The 16,995-nt window shown below is 52.9% G+C and carries 20 protein-coding genes and 1 tRNA gene; 14 read left to right on the top strand and 7 right to left on the bottom strand.

Annotated elements, in window-relative coordinates; genetic code table 11:
* Positions 1-5: 5 nt before the first annotated feature.
* Entirely contained in the window at positions 6-617 is a 612-nt protein-coding gene (locus U868_RS0115355; protein ID WP_025154066.1) for a DsbA family protein, read from the top strand.
* On the opposite strand, the gene U868_RS0115350 is transcribed toward U868_RS0115355, so the two are convergent.
* Positions 597-1,250, bottom strand: a complete 654-nt coding sequence (locus U868_RS0115350; protein WP_025154065.1) for a prepilin peptidase — start codon at positions 1,248-1,250, stop codon at positions 597-599. The genes U868_RS0115355 and U868_RS0115350 overlap by 21 nt on opposite strands.
* A gap of 241 nt (positions 1,251-1,491) precedes the next feature.
* Here U868_RS0115350 and rsmE point away from each other — a divergent pair, with 241 nt between their 5' ends.
* From rsmE to ruvX, 4 genes are all read left to right on the top strand, one after another.
* Positions 1,492-2,223 carry a 16S rRNA (uracil(1498)-N(3))-methyltransferase gene (gene rsmE / locus U868_RS0115345; RefSeq protein ID WP_025154064.1) on the top strand — a complete coding sequence of 244 codons (732 nt, stop codon included), beginning with the start codon at positions 1,492-1,494 and terminating at the stop codon, positions 2,221-2,223.
* Positions 2,224-2,232: 9 nt separating this feature from the next.
* Positions 2,233-3,183, top strand: coding sequence for a glutathione synthase (gene gshB / locus U868_RS0115340; protein WP_025154063.1), 951 nt, complete (start codon positions 2,233-2,235; stop codon positions 3,181-3,183).
* A gap of 75 nt (positions 3,184-3,258) precedes the next feature.
* Positions 3,259-3,822, top strand: coding sequence for a YqgE/AlgH family protein (locus U868_RS0115335; RefSeq protein ID WP_025154062.1), 564 nt, complete (start codon positions 3,259-3,261; stop codon positions 3,820-3,822).
* Positions 3,822-4,244 carry a Holliday junction resolvase RuvX gene (ruvX, locus tag U868_RS0115330; protein WP_025154061.1) on the top strand — a complete coding sequence of 141 codons (423 nt, stop codon included), beginning with the start codon at positions 3,822-3,824 and terminating at the stop codon, positions 4,242-4,244. The genes U868_RS0115335 and ruvX overlap by 1 nt, the downstream gene beginning before the upstream one ends.
* Positions 4,245-4,272: 28 nt before the next feature.
* Here the strand turns inward: ruvX and U868_RS0115325 are convergent, their stop codons facing one another.
* A complete protein-coding gene (locus tag U868_RS0115325) occupies positions 4,273-5,295 on the bottom strand; it encodes a type IV pilus twitching motility protein PilT (RefSeq protein WP_025154060.1) in 1,023 nt (340 codons plus the stop codon).
* 21 nt (positions 5,296-5,316) lie between these two features.
* Between U868_RS0115325 and U868_RS0115320 the strand changes: the two genes are divergently transcribed.
* From U868_RS0115320 to hemW, 4 genes are all read left to right on the top strand, one after another.
* On the top strand, positions 5,317-6,015 hold the full coding sequence (locus U868_RS0115320; protein WP_025154059.1) for a YggS family pyridoxal phosphate-dependent enzyme: 699 nt from the start codon (positions 5,317-5,319) through the stop codon (positions 6,013-6,015).
* An 80-nt stretch (positions 6,016-6,095) separates the two neighbouring features.
* The gene (locus U868_RS0115315) at positions 6,096-6,644 is read left to right on the top strand and encodes a YggT family protein (protein WP_025154058.1); all 549 of its coding nucleotides are present in this window, start codon (positions 6,096-6,098) and stop codon (positions 6,642-6,644) included.
* Between the two features lie 12 nt (positions 6,645-6,656).
* Positions 6,657-7,253, top strand: coding sequence for an RdgB/HAM1 family non-canonical purine NTP pyrophosphatase (gene rdgB / locus U868_RS0115310; RefSeq protein ID WP_025154057.1), 597 nt, complete (start codon positions 6,657-6,659; stop codon positions 7,251-7,253).
* Positions 7,246-8,376, top strand: a complete 1,131-nt coding sequence (gene hemW / locus U868_RS0115305; protein ID WP_025154056.1) for a radical SAM family heme chaperone HemW — start codon at positions 7,246-7,248, stop codon at positions 8,374-8,376. Before rdgB ends, hemW begins: the two co-directional genes overlap by 8 nt.
* Before the next feature lie 226 nt (positions 8,377-8,602).
* On the opposite strand, the gene U868_RS0115300 is transcribed toward hemW, so the two are convergent.
* The 5 genes from U868_RS0115300 to trmB all read right to left on the bottom strand — a co-directional run bounded on the left by U868_RS0115300 (position 8,603) and on the right by trmB (position 12,571).
* The gene (locus U868_RS0115300; protein ID WP_025154055.1) at positions 8,603-9,559 is read right to left on the bottom strand and encodes a siderophore ABC transporter substrate-binding protein; all 957 of its coding nucleotides are present in this window, start codon (positions 9,557-9,559) and stop codon (positions 8,603-8,605) included.
* A 160-nt stretch (positions 9,560-9,719) separates the two neighbouring features.
* Positions 9,720-10,448 carry a DUF2884 family protein gene (locus U868_RS0115295; protein WP_025154054.1) on the bottom strand — a complete coding sequence of 243 codons (729 nt, stop codon included), beginning with the start codon at positions 10,446-10,448 and terminating at the stop codon, positions 9,720-9,722.
* Between the two features lie 44 nt (positions 10,449-10,492).
* The gene (gene glsB / locus U868_RS0115290) at positions 10,493-11,419 is read right to left on the bottom strand and encodes a glutaminase B (RefSeq protein ID WP_025154053.1); all 927 of its coding nucleotides are present in this window, start codon (positions 11,417-11,419) and stop codon (positions 10,493-10,495) included.
* A 106-nt stretch (positions 11,420-11,525) separates the two neighbouring features.
* Positions 11,526-11,852 (bottom strand): YggL family protein, encoded by a 327-nt coding sequence (locus tag U868_RS0115285; protein WP_025154052.1) that lies wholly within the window; start codon positions 11,850-11,852, stop codon positions 11,526-11,528.
* Positions 11,852-12,571: a tRNA (guanosine(46)-N7)-methyltransferase TrmB gene (gene trmB / locus U868_RS0115280; RefSeq protein ID WP_025154051.1), complete on the bottom strand. Its 720-nt coding sequence runs from the start codon at positions 12,569-12,571 to the stop codon at positions 11,852-11,854. Before trmB ends, U868_RS0115285 begins: the two co-directional genes overlap by 1 nt.
* 228 nt (positions 12,572-12,799) lie before the next feature.
* Here trmB and mutY point away from each other — a divergent pair, with 228 nt between their 5' ends.
* The 5 genes from mutY to U868_RS0115255 form a co-directional block, all read left to right on the top strand.
* Complete coding sequence (gene mutY, locus U868_RS0115275; protein ID WP_025154050.1) at positions 12,800-13,852, top strand: A/G-specific adenine glycosylase; 1,053 nt, start codon at positions 12,800-12,802, stop codon at positions 13,850-13,852.
* A gap of 9 nt (positions 13,853-13,861) precedes the next feature.
* The gene (locus U868_RS0115270; protein ID WP_004237812.1) at positions 13,862-14,134 is read left to right on the top strand and encodes an oxidative damage protection protein; all 273 of its coding nucleotides are present in this window, start codon (positions 13,862-13,864) and stop codon (positions 14,132-14,134) included.
* 69 nt (positions 14,135-14,203) lie between these two features.
* A complete protein-coding gene (mltC, locus tag U868_RS0115265) occupies positions 14,204-15,280 on the top strand; it encodes a membrane-bound lytic murein transglycosylase MltC (protein WP_025154049.1) in 1,077 nt (358 codons plus the stop codon).
* A gap of 174 nt (positions 15,281-15,454) precedes the next feature.
* A tRNA-Phe gene (locus U868_RS0115260) sits at positions 15,455-15,530 on the top strand.
* A gap of 195 nt (positions 15,531-15,725) precedes the next feature.
* Positions 15,726-16,995: tyrosine-type recombinase/integrase (locus tag U868_RS0115255; protein ID WP_025154048.1), on the top strand; the 1,270-nt coding region annotated here is incomplete at its 3' end.

Raw genomic sequence — 16,995 nt, 5'->3', positions numbered from 1 at the left:
ACAGAATGTCAGTAAAAACGCTGCACTATATTTATGATCCGCTCTGCGGCTGGTGTTATGGTATTGCGCCGTTTATTCAGGCCGCACATAAACAGGGCGTGACGATCGCCCTGCACGGCGGCGGGATGATCACCGGTTCACAGCGCCGCCCGGCAGATGACAGCATGCGGGAGATGATCCGCAACCACAATCAGCGTATCACTCAGCTGACCGGACAACCGTTTACCGATGCCTTTTACACCCTGCTGAAAAATCAGGAGTGGGTGATGGATTCCGTGCCGCCGATTGCCGCCATTCTCAGTGCGCAGGCACAGTCAGGTAAAGGCATTGATATGCTGGAAGCCTGCCAGAAAGCCTATTATCGGGACGGGTTGCCGCTTAACCGCGATACCCTCCGTAAGCTGGCGGATAAACTGGGTATCAGTGATATTCAGTCTGATAATACTGAGCAGCATATTCATGAGAGCCGTCAGTTATTTGTGCATAACCCGACCGGCGGCTTCCCGACTCTGCTGCTGGAAGAGGACGGCCAATTTCAGCACATCCCGAACCAGGCGGTACTGGGTGCAGAATCTCATTGGGAAAGGCTGATCCCGTTACTGAAAACGGCTGCCTGACATCATTCCCATCACCATAATCATCCCCGCAATTAAATGCGGCCCGAAGGCAATAATACGCGGGCCGCACTGAGGGTGATGATAACCGCGATGACGGAAATAGTGCATCCCGGACACCACCAGCGCTGACACACAGGCCAGCATCAGCAACAGCGCGAGTTGTTCCGCCCCCACCCAGGCCCCGGAGGCAGAAAACAGTTTGATATCCCCGCCGCCCAGGCCGCTTTTTTTCCGGCACCAGGCATAACCTTCCGCCACACACCAGAGCAGAAAAAAACCGCCGATCACCCCGTACAGCGCGGAAGAGAGCGTCACCAGCCGGACCTCATTCTGAAACAGCAATCCGGCCCACAGCACCGGGAACACCAGTTTATCCGGCAGATAAAATACTGCGTTATCAATATGAAACAGCATCACCAGACACAAAAACAGCAGAGTCAGAAACAGGACATACACGCCCTGTCCGTCTGACCAGAACACGATCAGCACGCCGGATAACAGGCAGTGCAGATACAGCCACCCGCCCGGCAACCGCTGCGGATACTGATAGTAATGGCGCAGAATATATTCCGTCCCGGCTTTTAGCGGCAGCGGCAAAAATACTCCCCAGATAATCATAATCAGCCAGTCCATGTTTTCTCCGCGTCTTTCCCTGTTGCGATATCCGCAGCCTGCCTGACCGCCCCGGGAAAGACACGTTTTTTTCCCTGATTACCGCTGAATTACATTTTTTTTCGGGTCATCACGCAATATTGACAGTTACCCCGGCATGTAATGATCCCGGCTGATGCTTGCAGTGAGGATCCCCCCTCTATTATCATGGGGCAATGTGTATCAACCGGCAGCGTGCCGGCAGAACGTAAAGGATATTTTCATGCGGATCCCGCGCATTTATCACCCCGGCACTTTAACCCCCGGCATGGTGACAGAACTGACAGATGACGGCGCCAACCATGTTGCCCGTGTGCTCCGGATGAAAACCGGCTATTCCCTGATCCTGTTTAACGGCACCAACCGGATTTTTAATGCTGAAATTACAGATGTCAGCAAAAAAAGTGTGTCCGTCCGTGTGACAGATGAGCAGGACGACAACCGCGAATCCCCGCTGTCTATCCACCTCGGACAGGTGATGTCACGCGGCGAAAAAATGGAATTCACCATTCAGAAATCCGTTGAACTGGGTGTTCAGATTATTACCCCCCTGATCTCTGAGCGCTGTGGTGTTAAACTGGATGGTGAACGGCTGGACAAAAAACAGCAGCAGTGGCAGAAAATTGCCATCGCCGCCTGCGAGCAGTGCGGACGCAACGTGATTCCGGAGATCCGCCCGGTGCAGACCCTGGAAGTATGGTGTGCGGAAAATGATGATGCCCTGAAGATAAATTTACATCCGCGCGCATCACAAAGTATCAATACACTGCCCGCAGAAACCGCTAAAGTGCGATTGCTGATTGGCCCGGAAGGCGGGCTGTCAGCAGAGGAAATCGCGATGACCGCCGGTCATCAGTTTACCGACATATTATTAGGGCCGCGTGTATTACGCACAGAAACCACCGCGCTCACTGCAATCACCGCATTGCAGGTGCGTTTCGGCGATCTGGGTTAAGGAGAAAAAATGATCAAGCTCGGTATTGTGATGGATCCTATCGATTCCATCAAAATCAGGAAAGACACCAGTTTCGCGATGCTGCTCGAAGCACAGCGCCGTGGTTATGAAATCCATTATATGGAGATGAATGACCTTTATCTGCATCAGGGCGTTGCCCGTGCCCGTACCCGCACCCTGACGGTGAAAGAAGATCCGGCGGGCTGGTATCAGTTCGGCAGTGAGCAGGATATCGCGCTGGGCACCCTGAATGTCATTCTGATGCGCAAAGATCCGCCGTTTGATACTGAATTCATTTACGCCACCTATATCCTGGAGCGTGCTGAAAGTGCCGGTTCCCTGATCGTCAACAAACCGCAGAGCCTGCGTGACTGTAACGAAAAATTGTTCACCGCCTGGTTTGCCGATCTGACCCCGGATACCCTGGTCACCCGCAGTGCACAGCGTCTGCGTGAATTCCATCAAAAACACGGTGATGTGATTTTCAAACCGCTCGACGGCATGGGCGGCGCGTCTATTTTCCGTCTGAAACAGGATGATCCGAACGTCGGTGTGATTATCGAAACTCTGACCAATCACGGCCATACTTTCTGCATGGCGCAAAACTTCCTGCCTGCCATCAAAGACGGTGACAAGCGTATCCTTGTGGTGGACGGCGAGCCGGTTCCTTACTGTCTGGCGCGCATCCCGGCCAAGGGTGAGACACGCGGTAACCTTGCTGCCGGTGGTCACGGTGAAGTGCGTCCGCTGAGTGAGAGCGATTGGGCCATTGCCCGCAGCGTGGCACCGGTCCTCAAAGAAAAAGGTCTGATTTTTGTCGGCCTCGATGTGATCGGCGACCGCCTGACGGAAATCAACGTAACCAGCCCGACCTGTGCCCGCGAAATTGAAGCCGCACAACCGGACGTTTCTGTCACCGGCATGCTGATGGATGCCATTGAAAAACGTCTCGCCCGGTAACCGCCGGGGCTCTCCCCGCACACTCACATCCGCAGGCCGTTTTCTCCGGTCTGCGGGCAGACTGAAAAGAAGGTTATGAACTTACAACATCATATTCTCATTGCTATGCCCTCACTGGATGACCCGTATTTTGCGCGTTCAGTTGTGTATCTGTGTGAGCACAATGAAAACGGGGCAATGGGACTGGTGATCAACAAACCAATCGAACAGCTGTCTGTCAGTAAAATTCTGCAAAAGCTGAAAATCACCCCGGATATCCGTGATGAAAACCTGTCGCTGGAAAAACCGGTTCTGCTCGGCGGACCGGTTTCTGAAGAGCACGGCTTCGTGCTGCACTCCGGTGATAAAAAGTACGCCGCCAGCACCCGCCTGACCGATGATCTGTTTCTGACCACCTCGAAAGATGTGCTGGAAACCCTGGGAACCACAGAGCAGCCGGCGCATTACCTGATGACGCTCGGCTACTCAAGCTGGACCGCCGGTCAGCTGGAACGGGAAATCATGGAGAACAGCTGGCTGGTGGCGGATGTCAGCGATCGCCTGCTGTTCCGTACCCCGGTGCCCGACCGCTGGCGCGAAGCTGCCGCCGGTATCGGCGTCAATATTTACACCATTGCACAACAGGCCGGACACGCATAATGAGCAGCAATACTGTGATTGCCTTTGATTTCGGCACCAAAAGCATTGGTGTGGCTGTCGGTCAGACCATCACCGGCACCGCCCGCCCGCTGGCGGCACTGAAAGCCCGTGAAGGAATTCCGGACTGGGACCTGATAGCCGCTGTGTTCCGTGAATGGCAGCCGGATTATGTGGTTGTCGGCCTGCCGCTCAATATGGACGGCACACCGCAGCTGGTCACTAATCAGGCGAAAAAATTCGCCAACCGCCTGCACGGGCGTTTCGGGATCCGCGCTGAACTCCATGACGAGCGCCTCAGCACAGTGGAAGCCCGCGCCAATCTGTTTGCAGACGGCGGCTACCGCGCTCTCGGCAAAGACAAAGTGGATTCCGCCTCAGCCGTGATTATCCTTGAAAGCTGGTTCGAACAGCTTTACGGCTGACTATCCCGCACCCGGCGCGCAGTACTGTTTACCATGCCGGTACCGCGCCCGCCACCCCCGCAATCTCTCCTCTGCCGCGCCGCCATTGCAGGCACTGCTCCTCCGTCATCATGCCGGACTGTGCGCCTGACTGCTGATGAGAAGCAATCTGATGTGCTTTGTTATCACGGATAAGGCTCGCCACCGCCGGGGTATTGATCAGCACATCAAACACGGCACAGCGCCCGCCCCCCTGTTTTGCCACCAGATACTGACTCAGCACTGCCACCAGACTGCCTGCCAGCTGACTGCACACCCTGTTTTTTTCTGTGCCGCTGAACACATCTGTCAGCCGCTCAATCGCTGCAATCGCGCCTCTGGTATGAAGTGTACTCAGCACCAGATGTCCGGTTTCCGCCGCCGTCAGAGCAAGACGGATAGCCGCCTCATCCCGCAGCTCCCCCAGCATAATCACATCCGGATCCTGTCTCAGCGCGGCCGTCAGCCCCTGCTGATAATCCTCACAATCACGACCGATTTCCCGCTGGCGGATCAGCGATTGCCTGCTGCGGTGACGGAACTCCACCGGATCTTCGAGGGTAATCACATGCCGCCGGAAGTGCTGATTGATATAACTGAGCAGCGCCGCCAGCGTGCTTGATTTTCCGCTGCCGGTCGCCCCGGTGACCAGAATCAGGCCGCTTTGCGTTTCTGACAGCAGTCCGGCAAACACCGGCGGCGCCAGGATATCCTCCAGAGAGGGTACCACCGGGTTTATCAGCCGCAGAGCGGCGTTCAGCAATCCCCCTGCCATAAAAATATTCACCCGCAAAGGTTGATCGCGGATAAACAACGCAAGATCCGCCTGCCCTTTTGTCATCAATCTGTGGTAATTTGCCTGGTCGAGGATCGTCTTTACCCAGCCGCGCAGTGCGTCATCGGTTACCGCCGCACAGTGTGTCTGCGAAAAAAGCTCTCCATCCACCCGTAACACCGGCACCTGACCAACACAAAGGTGCAGATCGGATGCATTATGCTTTACACTAAGGGCGATTAAATTATCCATATTCATTAGGTTATCTCCCGGATCATCATGAAACCAATAAAAGACAATCTGACAGAAATCAGAGAACGTATAACCGCTGCGGCGCAAAAATGCGGCCGCGATCCACACACAGTGACCTTACTTGCCGTCAGTAAAACCAAACCTGTGAGCGCGATCGAAGAAGCGATAACTGCCGGGCAAACCCGCTTTGGTGAAAACTACGTCCAGGAAGGCGTTGAAAAAATTCAGTATTTCTCTGCGAATAAAAATCTGGAATGGCACTTTATCGGCCCGCTGCAGTCTAATAAAAGCCGTCTGGTTGCGGAGCATTTTGACTGGTGCCACACCATCGACCGGCTGAAAATCGCACAGCGCCTGAGTGACCAGCGTCCGGCGGACAAAGCGCCGCTGAATGTGCTTATCCAGATCAATATCAGCGATGAGAACAGTAAATCCGGTATCACCCTTGCGGAATTACCGGCGCTGGCAGAGCAGGTTGCGGCCCTGCCGAACGTCTGTCTGCGCGGGTTGATGGCAATACCTGCACCGGAAACGGATCCTGAGCGCCAGTCTGCGGTTTTCCGTCAGATGGAAACCGCTTTCCGTGAACTGCAGGGGAAATACCCGCAGGCGGATACGTTATCGATGGGTATGACTGACGATATGGACGCCGCCATCACCTGCGGTTCGACCATGGTGCGCATCGGCACTGCAATTTTCGGTGCACGTAACTATTCTGTATCCTGATCATTCTGTATCATGACCTTCCGGTACCTTAGTGCGTTATCACAAACCGGTTAATTTGTTTTCTGTTAAGGATTTCACCGATGCAAACACTGAATTTTGTTGTCACCACGCTCCTGCATGCCTATGCCACGATTTTACTGCTGCGTGTCTGGATGCAATGGGCGCGCGCGGACTTTTATAATCCGTTTGCCCAGTTTGTCGTGAAAGCCACACAGCCGGTTGTTCGTCCGCTGCGCCGTATTATTCCGGCTGTCGGCCCGATTGATACGGCTTCTGTGCTGCTGGCCTATGTTGCCGTACTGCTGAAACTGCTTTTTCCGTGGTTTCTGGCCGGTTTTCAGGAGCAGCTCGGCGGGCTGATGCTGTTAGTCGCTTTCTTTAAACTTCTTTATCTTGCAGGTATGACGGTATTCTGGGTGATCCTCGCCCGCGCGCTGCTGAGCTGGTTCAGCCAGGGCCGCAACCCGGTGGATTATGTGCTGATGCAGCTGACCGAACCGCTGATGTCGCCGTTCCGCCGTATCATTCCGCCGATGGGCGGCATTGATTTCTCTGCAATGATTGTCATTTTTATTCTGTATGCACTGGGCTATCTCTATAACGATATTGTTCAGTGGATATTTATGTAATCAGGCGCTGATATGACCCGCAAAATTGTTTTAGCTACCGGCAATGCCGGAAAAGTCCGCGAAATGGCCTCACTGCTGGCGGATGCCGGTATGGATGTGGTGGCACAGACAGAACTGGGAGTCGGCTCCGTTGAGGAAACCGGCCTGACCTTTGTTGAAAATGCCATTATCAAAGCGCGTCACGCAGCGAAAGTGACCGGTTTACCGGTCATTGCGGATGACTCCGGGATCTCCGTCGATTACCTCGGCGGTGCGCCGGGGATCTACTCCGCCCGCTATGCCGGGACTGACGGCAACGACGGTGCCAATATCGTAAAACTGCTGGCCGCCCTTGACGGCGTACCGGCGGCGCAGCGTCAGGCGCACTTCAACTGTGTGCTGGTCTATATGCGTCACGAAAACGACCCGACACCGATTATCTGTCATGGCCGCTGGGCCGGAGTGATTGCAGAGCAGGCGCAGGGCGAAGGCGGTTTCGGTTATGATCCGGTCTTCTGGTTACCTGAACTGAACAAAACCGCCGCACAACTGCGTCCAGAAGAAAAACAGGCTATGTCTCACCGCGGCAAAGCGCTGGCACTGCTGTCGGAAGCCCTGCGTAATGGGTAAGCTTCCCCCGCTCAGTCTGTATATTCATATTCCGTGGTGTGTTCAGAAGTGCCCTTACTGTGATTTCAACTCTCACGCGCTGAAAGGTGAAGTGCCGCATGATGATTATGTGGCACATCTGCTGGCTGATCTGGATGCCGATCTGCCGCTGGTGGCCGGGCGGGAAATCCGGACCATCTTTATCGGCGGCGGCACTCCCAGCCTGCTGAGTGCGGAAGCCATGCAGACACTGATGGACGGCGTGCGTGCCCGTATTCCTGTCGCAGCAGATGCGGAAGTGACCATGGAAGCCAACCCGGGCACCGTGGAAGCCGATCGTTTCAGCGGCTATCAGAAAGCCGGTATCAACCGCATTTCCATTGGTGTGCAAAGCTTCGGTGATGACAAACTGATCCGCCTCGGGCGCATTCACGATGCCGGAGAAGCCAAACGGGCTGCCCGGCTCGCGGCGACACTCGGACTGCGCAGTTTTAACCTCGACCTGATGCACGGGCTGCCGGAGCAGCATCTCGGCGAAGCACTCAGTGACCTGCGCCAGGCGATTGAACTTGCCCCGCCGCACCTGTCCTGGTATCAGCTGACGATTGAACCGAATACCAGCTTCGGCTCCCGCCCGCCGGTACTGCCGGATGACGATCTTCTGTGGGATATTTTCTCACAGGGCCATCAGTTACTGACACAGGCCGGTTATGTGCAGTATGAAACCTCCGCGTATGCAAAACCGGGATTTCAGTGCCAGCATAATCTCAACTACTGGCGTTTCGGGGATTATCTCGGGATCGGCTGTGGTGCGCACGGCAAAATTTCGTTTGCTGACGGACGCATTCTGCGGACAGTCAAAACCAAACATCCGCGCGGTTATATGGCCGGACGCTATCTCGATCAGCAAAATGACGTGGCAACGGAAGATCGGCCGTTTGAGTTCTTTATGAACCGGTTCCGCCTGCTGGAAGCGATGCCGCGCCGGGATTTCACCGATTATACCGGACTGCCGGAATCCGTGGTTCGCCCGCAGATTGAGGCGGCACTGAATGCCGGTGAGATTTCCGAAACCGCGACTCACTGGCAGGTAACCGAACATGGCAAGTTATTCCTCAATACCCTGCTGGAACGATTTTTATAAAACAAAAACCCGGCCGCTTCACACTTTCACGCCCGGGTGAGATTGCTGACAAAGCAGGATAAAACGTGGTTTTTCCTGCTTTGTGTTATCAGCCGAAAATCAATAAATTGATTTTCCTGGTTTATTTTTACAACTTCTTCGGTCGTCGCCAACCCCTGCGGGTTTGTCAACGGCCTGACCCGGCCGCTTTCACGCCCGGGTTTTATTATTGATATAAATCAGCTGATTACAGCGTGCTTTCCACAGCCTGTACCTGGAGGCTCAGACTGTCCAGCCCGCCGCCGGAGAGATACCAGAGATCCGGCTGTAACACGATAATTTTGTCATTTTTAAAGGCATTGGTCTTTTTCACGCCATCGGTTTCAAAGGCGGCTTTATCCCACTGCCCTGCCCCAATCGCCGCGCTGCGGTCAATCACCAGAATCACATCCGGATTCAGCTCCGCCACCATGTCCGGTGTCACCTGCGGGCGCTTATCTTTCTCTGCTTTCGGGTCAACCGGGATATCAACAGCAGCCGCTTTCACCACCTGATAGACAACCGGCTGTTTATTCGGGAATAATTTGCCGTCATTATGCAGCATCACCAGTACTTTTTTACCGGATTTGGCGGCTTTTTCCTGAGCCTGAGCAACGGTTTTATTCAGTGCGGCCAGTTCTTCTGCGGTTTTCTTCTCAATATCATAAAGCTGACCGATCAGAGTAATATTCGCCTCTGCCGCTGCCAGATAATCATCACCGCCGGTACCGAGATTCACTGTCGGCGCGATTTTGTTCAGTTCATCAAATGATTTGCCCTGACGGCCGGTGATCACAATCAGATCCGGCTTCAGTTCCGCGATTTTTGCCAGGTCCGGCGTTTTCATTCCGCCTGCATCCGCGACTTTGCTGTTCACCTGACCTTTCAGGTATGACGGCAGATTACCCAGCGGCAGCGCAACGACATTGTCAGCCAGCCCCAGCTTATTCATGGTGTCGTACACACCAAAGTCAAACAGCACCACGCGGGATGGCTTTTGTGCCACTTTCGCAGAGCCGGACTGGTGTTCGATGGTCAGCATCGGGCTTTTATCCGCCGCAGCGGCAATATGATTCGGGGTATATTTCGGCGCGGAGTCAGCCAGCGCGGAAGCGGAGGCAAAGCCTAAAAACGGAATTAACACTAACGGAATGATCTTTTTCATGTTCCTGCCTGATTAAATGCGTTTAACGTTGCAGTTCATTCTAGGCAGAAGCCGAAACATGTCAATCAAATAAGAATCATTATCATAACAATTATTATTTATTTGAACCTGATCAGCTAAAAAAGCAGTTACCGGTACAAAATGTACCGGTAACCTTATATTACTTAAGGGAATTCATCAGCTGAATACGCTGCTGTTCCAGCGTGGTGACTTTACCGCACACCTGTTTACTGAACTGTTTAAAATCACCTTCCTGTTCACGCACGGCCTGCTGTAAGGATTTCTGTAACCCGTCCAGCCCGCTCAGTGCCGCACCGGCGGCGCTTTTGTCACCGGTCAGCCCGGCAAGCAGCTGTTTGCGGCCGATCTCATTGATAGCATCCTGAAGCATGCCGCCGAGACGCTGCTGAATTTGCGCACGTCCGTCCTGCTCCACCTGCTTAATCGCCTGATGATGGAAAGCATAACCATCCGCCCGGGTTTCAATAATCCGATCAATCTGTTTATTCAGATCCGCTTCCAGGGTTGTCAGATGGCCGCGCAGTTTGCTGTCCTGCCCCATCTCTTTGATCAGTACCTTATCCACCGCCTGACGGGATTTACCGATCCGGTTCACCGCCTGCTGTTTTATCCACGGCACATCCTGACGCACACCCGACTGATAGCGTTTTGCATCCGCACTTTGTGCGGCGCTGAGTGTCAGGGATTTGCCGTCACGGGTGATCTGCCCGTCAGGGGTGATCTTCATTTCCCCGCTTTTCCCGATCACCTGCACATACGCCGGTGTGATGACCAAATCATCCTGCGGGGTGACACTGCACTGATACCCTTCCGCCGATACCAGCGATGCAGCACCCAGACTCAGAACGGCAATCCATTTACGTAACATAAACACTCCTGATTCTCAGACAGCGGACGCTGAACCCGGCGGGTTCAGAAAATAGAGCGCCCGATTTTTGCAGATAACATTTCTAAGGCAGCGCAACCGGCCAAAGAGTTCCCTGAATCATCCAGTTCCGGTGACCAGACCACCACAGAAAACTCGCCCGGCACCACACAGACAATCCCGCCGCCGACCCCGGATTTACCGGGCATGCCTATCCGGTAAGCAAACTCCCCGGATCCGTCATACATTCCGCAGGTCAGCATCAGGGCATTTATCTGCCGTGACTGCAACGGCGTGATCACCGGTTCGCTGCTGCCCGGCGGTACGCCGCCGTTGGCCAGATAGGCGAAACAGGTTGCCAGTTCAGCACAGTTCATTGAGAGTGCGCAATAGTGAAAATAGTTCTCCAGCACAGTCAGTACATTATTTTCAAAATTGCCGAAAGATTTCATCAGAAAAGCGATAGCGGCATTGCGGCTGCCGTGCTCCAGTTCAGAACGCGCCACCTGCAAATCATAGGTAATATCCTGACTGCCGGTCAGTTTGCGGACAAACTCCAGCATCCGCTGACGCGGCGCACTGAGACGGGACTGCAGCATATCCGCAATAATAATCGCCCCGGCATTAATAAACGGATTGCGCGGAATGCCTTTTTCCATCTCCAGCAGCACCAGCGAGTTAAACGGCAGACCGGACGGCTCTTTACCGACCCGCGACCAGATCTCCGATTCCTTATAACGTGTCATCGCGAGTGTCAGACTCAGCACTTTGGAAATAGACTGTACAGAAAAGCGCTGATAAGCATCACCGGCGGAAAAAATCTCCCCGTCCACAGTACACACCGCGATCCCCAGCCTGTCAGGTGAGATTTCTGCCAGCGCCGGAATATAATCCGCCACTTTACCGGAGCCCATCAGCGGCCGGACACGGTGCAAAATATCGTCCAGCAGTTCATTACTAAAGTGTGTGGTCAAAATTGTTACTCCAAAACACGGTATGCCGCAAATCCGGAGGCCGGAGACAGATAAGGGCACCCATTCAGGTGCCCTTATTAATAATTAGCGTGGTAAGAAATTTATCTCAGTCCCACCAGATATCGAACAGTTCAGACATCTGAATGTTCTGCATCCCTTTGGCTTTCAGCCAGTCACCCACCAGCTTACGGTGTTCATCGGTACACTCGCCGATTTTCTGTAAACAGACCATGGCTTCCCAGCTCAGATAACCGCTGGCATCCAGCGCCAGGCCGTTCGGCTCGATCACTTCGTCAACCAGCTGGTCAACGGTGCGGTCGATAGTATCGACATCAGTGCCTTCCGGGAAATCCCATTTGAAGGAAAAACCGAGTTCGCGGAACTCATCGATACGCATTTTTTTCCGTAAACGACGACTACGTTGTGTTGCCATTATTTCATCCTCTCAAACATCAGATCCCAGACGCCATGGCCTAAGCGATGGCCGCGTTTTTCAAACTTCGTGACCGGCCGGGTATCCGGGCGCGGTACATAATCCTGTGTGGCTGACAGATTGCGGTAACCCGGTGCCTGAGTCATGACCTCAAGCATGTGTTCCGCATACGGCTGCCAGTCTGTCGCCATATGGAAGATACCGCCCTGCGTCAGTTTTGTCCGCACTTTTTCGGCAAACGGCAGCTGAACAATGCGCCGTTTATTGTGACGGGCCTTATGCCACGGATCAGGGAAGAACAGCTGCACCATATGCAGGCTGTTATCCGGGATCATTTTATCCAGCACTTCGATGGCATCATGGCACATCACCCGCAGGTTCGTCACACCGGCTTCCTGCGCATCCGCCAGACAGGCACCGACCCCCGGGGCATGTACTTCAATCCCCAGATAGTTTTTATCCGGATTCTGTTTCGCCATCTCCACCAGAGAAGTGCCCATGCCGAAACCGATCTCCAACGTGACCGGTGCATCACGCCCGAACAGCGCGGTAAAATCCAGCAGTTCCGGGGTAAAATCCACACCCGCTGACGGCCACAGGTCAGTCAGGGCATCTTCCTGACGTTTGGTCAGCCGTCCCTGACGGCGCACAAAACTGCGGACACGGCGCATGGCTCTGCCGTCTTCATTAAATTCCGGCGAAATTACATTGTTGATCATAAGGTTTGCTGTCAGTATCCCGGCAAAAATAAATCATAATGTGTCCGGCACAACGGGCTGCGCTGCGCTGACACACGCAAAGTGCGGCAAGTTTAGCAAGAGACAACCGACTTCGCACCGGTTAATCACCCTCTTTCGCACAATTTCGGGTAAAAGTTGGTTTACAGTCGCAAAACAGTGTGCTGGAATTCCCGTCAATTAAAACTATTCAATTATTATTTTATTCTCATGGAAGCACAGCAATTTTCGCAGTCGGTTCTGACGTGGTATCACCGTTACGGCAGAAAAAACCTGCCCTGGCAGCAGGAAAAAACCCCTTACCATGTCTGGCTCTCTGAAGTGATGTTACAGCAGACCCAGGTGGCAACGGTTATTCCTTATTTTAACCGTTTTATTGAACGGTTTCCGGCGGTCACTGATCTCGCCGCCGCACCGCTTGATGAAGTGCTGCATTTGTGGACCGGGCTCGGCTATTACGCGCGTGCCCGCAATCTGCATAAAGCCGCACAGACTATCACCTCAGAGTTCGGCGGCAGGTTTCCGGTGACGTTTGAGGACGTGGTTGCCCTGCCCGGTGTCGGGCGCTCAACCGCAGGCGCGATTCTGTCCCTCTCTCAGAATCAGCATTTCCCGATTCTGGATGGCAATGTCAAACGGGTGCTGGCGCGCTGTTATGCCGTCAGCGGCTGGCCCGGTAAAAAAGAGGTGGAAAACCGCCTCTGGGCGATCGCCGAAGATGTGACGCCGGCTGACGGCGTGCAATATTTTAATCAGGCGATGATGGATCTGGGCGCGATGGTTTGCACACGCAGCAAACCCAAGTGCGAGCTGTGCCCGCTGCAGTCCGGCTGCATTGCGTATGCAGAGCACAACCCGGCAGCATATCCCGGCAAAAAACCGAAACAATCGATCCCGGAAAAAACAGCTTACTTTCTTATCATTCAGCATGATAATGAGATCTGGCTGGAAAAACGCCCTGCGAAAGGGATCTGGGGCGGATTATACAGTTTTCCGCAGTTTGCAACGGAAGATGACATGTACGGCTGGCTGGCACAGCGCCGTATCAGCCACTCACCGTTACAGCAGCTGATTGCTTTCCGCCACACATTCAGCCATTTTCATCTGGATATTGTCCCCGTTGCCGCAAACGTCACCGATCGCACCGCAGTCCATGACGACAGCGACGGGATTTGGTATAACAGCCAAAATCCTCCGGCAATCGGCCTGGCCGCCCCGGTGGAAACCTTGCTTAAGCAAATCGGTAAAGAACCCTATTTTTGAGGATGTTACATGAGCAGAACGATTTTTTGCACCTTTCTTCAGCGTGAGGCTGACGGCCAGGATTTTCAGCTCTATCCGGGCGAATTAGGCAAACGTATTTTTAATGAGATTTCCAAAGAAGCCTGGCAGCAGTGGATGTCCAAACAGACCATGCTGATCAACGAAAAAAAACTCAGCACCATGAACCCGGACGATCGCAAACTGCTGGAACAGGAGATGGTCAAATTCCTGTTTGAAGGCCATGATATCCACATTGAAGGCTATACACCGCCTGAAAAATAACCCAGTCATCAGAGCCCTTTCCCGGCTCTGATGTTGTATCTGAACCCGGATCGCACCGTATTTATACCCATGAAAAAACTCGCTGCACTGATCATTATTGCGCCGCTGCTGGCTTCCTGTACCGGTTCACAGAAACAGACGGATTACCGTCCTGAATATGTTAAGGATACCAACGGATTTGATATTCTGATGGGCCAGTTTGCCCATAACATTGAAAATATCTGGGGTATAAAAGAAGTTCTGATCGCCGGTCCGAAAGATTATGTCAAATACACCGATCAGTACTACACCCGCTCCCATATCAACTTTGATGCCGGTACTGTTACCATTGAGACTCTGGCAGGGGTTGAGCCGGAAGCCCATCTGCGTCAGGCGATTATCAATACCCTGCTGATGGGGGATGATCCGGGCTCGGTTGACCTCTATTCCGATGCCAACGATGTCACCATCAGTAAAGAGCCGTTCCTGTTCGGTCAGGTGCTGGATCATACCGGACAACCCGTCCGCTGGGAGTGGCGTGCCACCAAATTCGCGGATTATCTGGTGACCAATCGCCTGCAGCGCCGTCAGTCCGGCTCACAGATGATCACCTATATCACCCTGAAACTGGTGCCTAACCATCTGGATAAGCGCGCTCACAAATACCTGCCGCTGGTTCGTCAGGCATCGGCCAAATACGGTGTGGAAGAATCGCTGATCCTCGCGATTATGCAGACGGAATCCAGCTTTAACCCGTATGCGGTCAGCCGTTCTGATGCACTGGGGCTGATGCAGATCATGCCGAACACCGCCGGACGTGACGTGTTTAAATCACAGGGCCGCTCCGGTGTGCCAAGCCGCAGCTATCTGTTTGACCCGGCCAGTAATATCGACACCGGTACGGCATATCTGGCTATTCTGCAGAATACCTACCTCGGTGAGATCAGCAACCCGACATCACGGCGCTATGCGGTTATCACCGCCTACAACGGCGGTGCGGGCAGTGTGCTGCGTGTCTTCCACAGTGATAAAAAGCAGGCCGCCCGCATTATCAGCGGTATGGAACCGGGGAAAGTGTATGAAACCCTGACGACGAAACACCCGTCCGGTGAATCCCGTAATTACCTGCGTAAAGTCAACGATCTGCAAAAAGGCTACCGCCGTTAAGTTTTCCGGCGGACAGGATCTGCAATTGTCCGCCGGTAATTTTACGTGTTATGCCGCAAAAACGGATGTTACTGCTTAAAATTTCAGTAAATTGCAGAAAAAACCGTCACTTGATTAAATTTGAAGGAAATAAGATTGACGCCCGGAACGGAATCGGGTTTAATACGCCTCGTTGCCCGGATAGCTCAGTCGGTAGAGCAGGGGATTGAAAATCCCCGTGTCCTTGGTTCGATTCCGAGTCCGGGCACCAAATTCATGTCAACGGACCTCTACGGAGGTCCGTTTTCGTTTATAAAGCCCGCCAGATATCTACTTCTCCGTAGTTCTTCATTCAACCCAACTCAACCAAATTCTACCCGCATCAAGTTACTTGCGCGGGTACAAATGAGGGTATACCCTGATTCGACAGAAATTTGTACCCTCTCGTATTCCGGAGACCCCTTTTATGGCACTTACTGACGCTAAGATTCGGGCTGCAAAACCGCAAGAAAAACCCTATAAACTTACTGATTCCGGCAATATGTTTTTACTTGTTCATCCCAACGGCTCACGTTACTGGCGACTCCGTTACCGTTTTCAGGGAAAAGAAAAAACATTAGCTCTGGGAATTTATCCTGAATTATCCCTTTCTGACGCACGTGATAAAAGAGACAGCGCACGTAAGCAGATTGCTGAGGGTATCGACCCTTGTGAACAGAAACGGATAAAGAAAGCGTTACCAGACGCTTCACAAAGCTTTGAAGCCATTGCCGGACTTTGGCATAAAAGCAACAAAACCTGGTCAGAATCCCACAGGGAAAAAACATGGAAAAGCCTTCAGACGCATGTTTTCCCTTACATCGGTTCACGGGATATGACATCACTGAAAACACCTGATTTACTCATTCCGGTTAAAGCTGCTGAAGCAAAAGAGATTTATGAAGTAGCAGCCCGCCTTCAACAACGAATCTCCGCTGTCATGCGATATGCCGCCCAGTCCGGGATCATTGATTATAATCCCGCTACCGATATGGCGGGGGCGCTGGCCACAGTTAAACGGCAGCACAGGCCTGCATTGCCACTGAGTCGGATATCTGAGTTACTGGAACGTATTGATACTTACCGGGGACAAATCATGACCAGACTGGCAACACAGCTTTCTTTGCTGATATTTATCCGCTCCAGTGAATTTCGCTTTGCCCGCTGGCCAGAGATAAATTTTGAGAAAGCTATGTGGACTATCCCTCCGGAACGAAAACCGATTGACGGTGTAAAATTCTCTCATCGTGGCTCAAAAATGCGTACAGAGCACCTGGTACCACTTTCAATTCAGGCACTGGATATCCTGTGGGTGATTCACACTATCAGCGGTGAGCATGAATTAATTTTCACGGGTGATCACAATCCCTGGAAACCAATGAGTGAAAATACGGTAAATAATGCATTACGACTTATGGGATACGATACGAAAGTTGATATTTGTGGTCACGGCTTCAGAGCTATGGCCTGCAGCTCATTGATCGAATCTGGATTATGGTCAAGAGATGCTGTAGAACGTCAGATGAGCCATCAAGAACGTAATGGCGTACGTGCAGCTTATATTCACAAGGCGGAGTTTCTTGAAGAACGCAGGCTGATGCTGCAATGGTGGGCTGATTTTCTGGATGCTAACAGAGAACAAACTATTTCACCTTTTGATTATGCAAAAGTAAATAACCCGGTAATCCCCCCGAAAA

Origin of the sequence: Morganella morganii H1r (assembly GCF_000633515.1) — a bacterium.
GTDB classification, from domain to species: Bacteria; Pseudomonadota; Gammaproteobacteria; order Enterobacterales; family Enterobacteriaceae; genus Morganella; species Morganella morganii_B.
This window is presented reverse-complemented; position numbering and strand designations above follow the sequence as displayed.

Bases quoted from the DNA above. Each gene is read 5' to 3' on its own strand.
- U868_RS0115355 (WP_025154066.1), top strand. From the start codon at position 6: ATGTCAGTAAAAACGCTGCACTATATTTATGATCCGCTCTGCGGCTGG.
- U868_RS0115350 (WP_025154065.1), bottom strand. From the start codon at position 1,250: ATGGACTGGCTGATTATGATTATCTGGGGAGTATTTTTGCCGCTGCCG.
- rsmE (WP_025154064.1), top strand. From the start codon at position 1,492: ATGCGGATCCCGCGCATTTATCACCCCGGCACTTTAACCCCCGGCATG.
- gshB (WP_025154063.1), top strand. From the start codon at position 2,233: ATGATCAAGCTCGGTATTGTGATGGATCCTATCGATTCCATCAAAATC.
- U868_RS0115335 (WP_025154062.1), top strand. From the start codon at position 3,259: ATGAACTTACAACATCATATTCTCATTGCTATGCCCTCACTGGATGAC.
- ruvX (WP_025154061.1), top strand. From the start codon at position 3,822: ATGAGCAGCAATACTGTGATTGCCTTTGATTTCGGCACCAAAAGCATT.
- U868_RS0115325 (WP_025154060.1), bottom strand. From the start codon at position 5,295: ATGAATATGGATAATTTAATCGCCCTTAGTGTAAAGCATAATGCATCC.
- U868_RS0115320 (WP_025154059.1), top strand. From the start codon at position 5,317: ATGAAACCAATAAAAGACAATCTGACAGAAATCAGAGAACGTATAACC.
- U868_RS0115315 (WP_025154058.1), top strand. From the start codon at position 6,096: ATGCAAACACTGAATTTTGTTGTCACCACGCTCCTGCATGCCTATGCC.
- rdgB (WP_025154057.1), top strand. From the start codon at position 6,657: ATGACCCGCAAAATTGTTTTAGCTACCGGCAATGCCGGAAAAGTCCGC.
- hemW (WP_025154056.1), top strand. From the start codon at position 7,246: ATGGGTAAGCTTCCCCCGCTCAGTCTGTATATTCATATTCCGTGGTGT.
- U868_RS0115300 (WP_025154055.1), bottom strand. From the start codon at position 9,559: ATGAAAAAGATCATTCCGTTAGTGTTAATTCCGTTTTTAGGCTTTGCC.
- U868_RS0115295 (WP_025154054.1), bottom strand. From the start codon at position 10,448: ATGTTACGTAAATGGATTGCCGTTCTGAGTCTGGGTGCTGCATCGCTG.
- U868_RS0115285 (WP_025154052.1), bottom strand. From the start codon at position 11,852: ATGGCAACACAACGTAGTCGTCGTTTACGGAAAAAAATGCGTATCGAT.
- trmB (WP_025154051.1), bottom strand. From the start codon at position 12,571: ATGATCAACAATGTAATTTCGCCGGAATTTAATGAAGACGGCAGAGCC.
- mutY (WP_025154050.1), top strand. From the start codon at position 12,800: ATGGAAGCACAGCAATTTTCGCAGTCGGTTCTGACGTGGTATCACCGT.
- U868_RS0115270 (WP_004237812.1), top strand. From the start codon at position 13,862: ATGAGCAGAACGATTTTTTGCACCTTTCTTCAGCGTGAGGCTGACGGC.
- mltC (WP_025154049.1), top strand. From the start codon at position 14,204: ATGAAAAAACTCGCTGCACTGATCATTATTGCGCCGCTGCTGGCTTCC.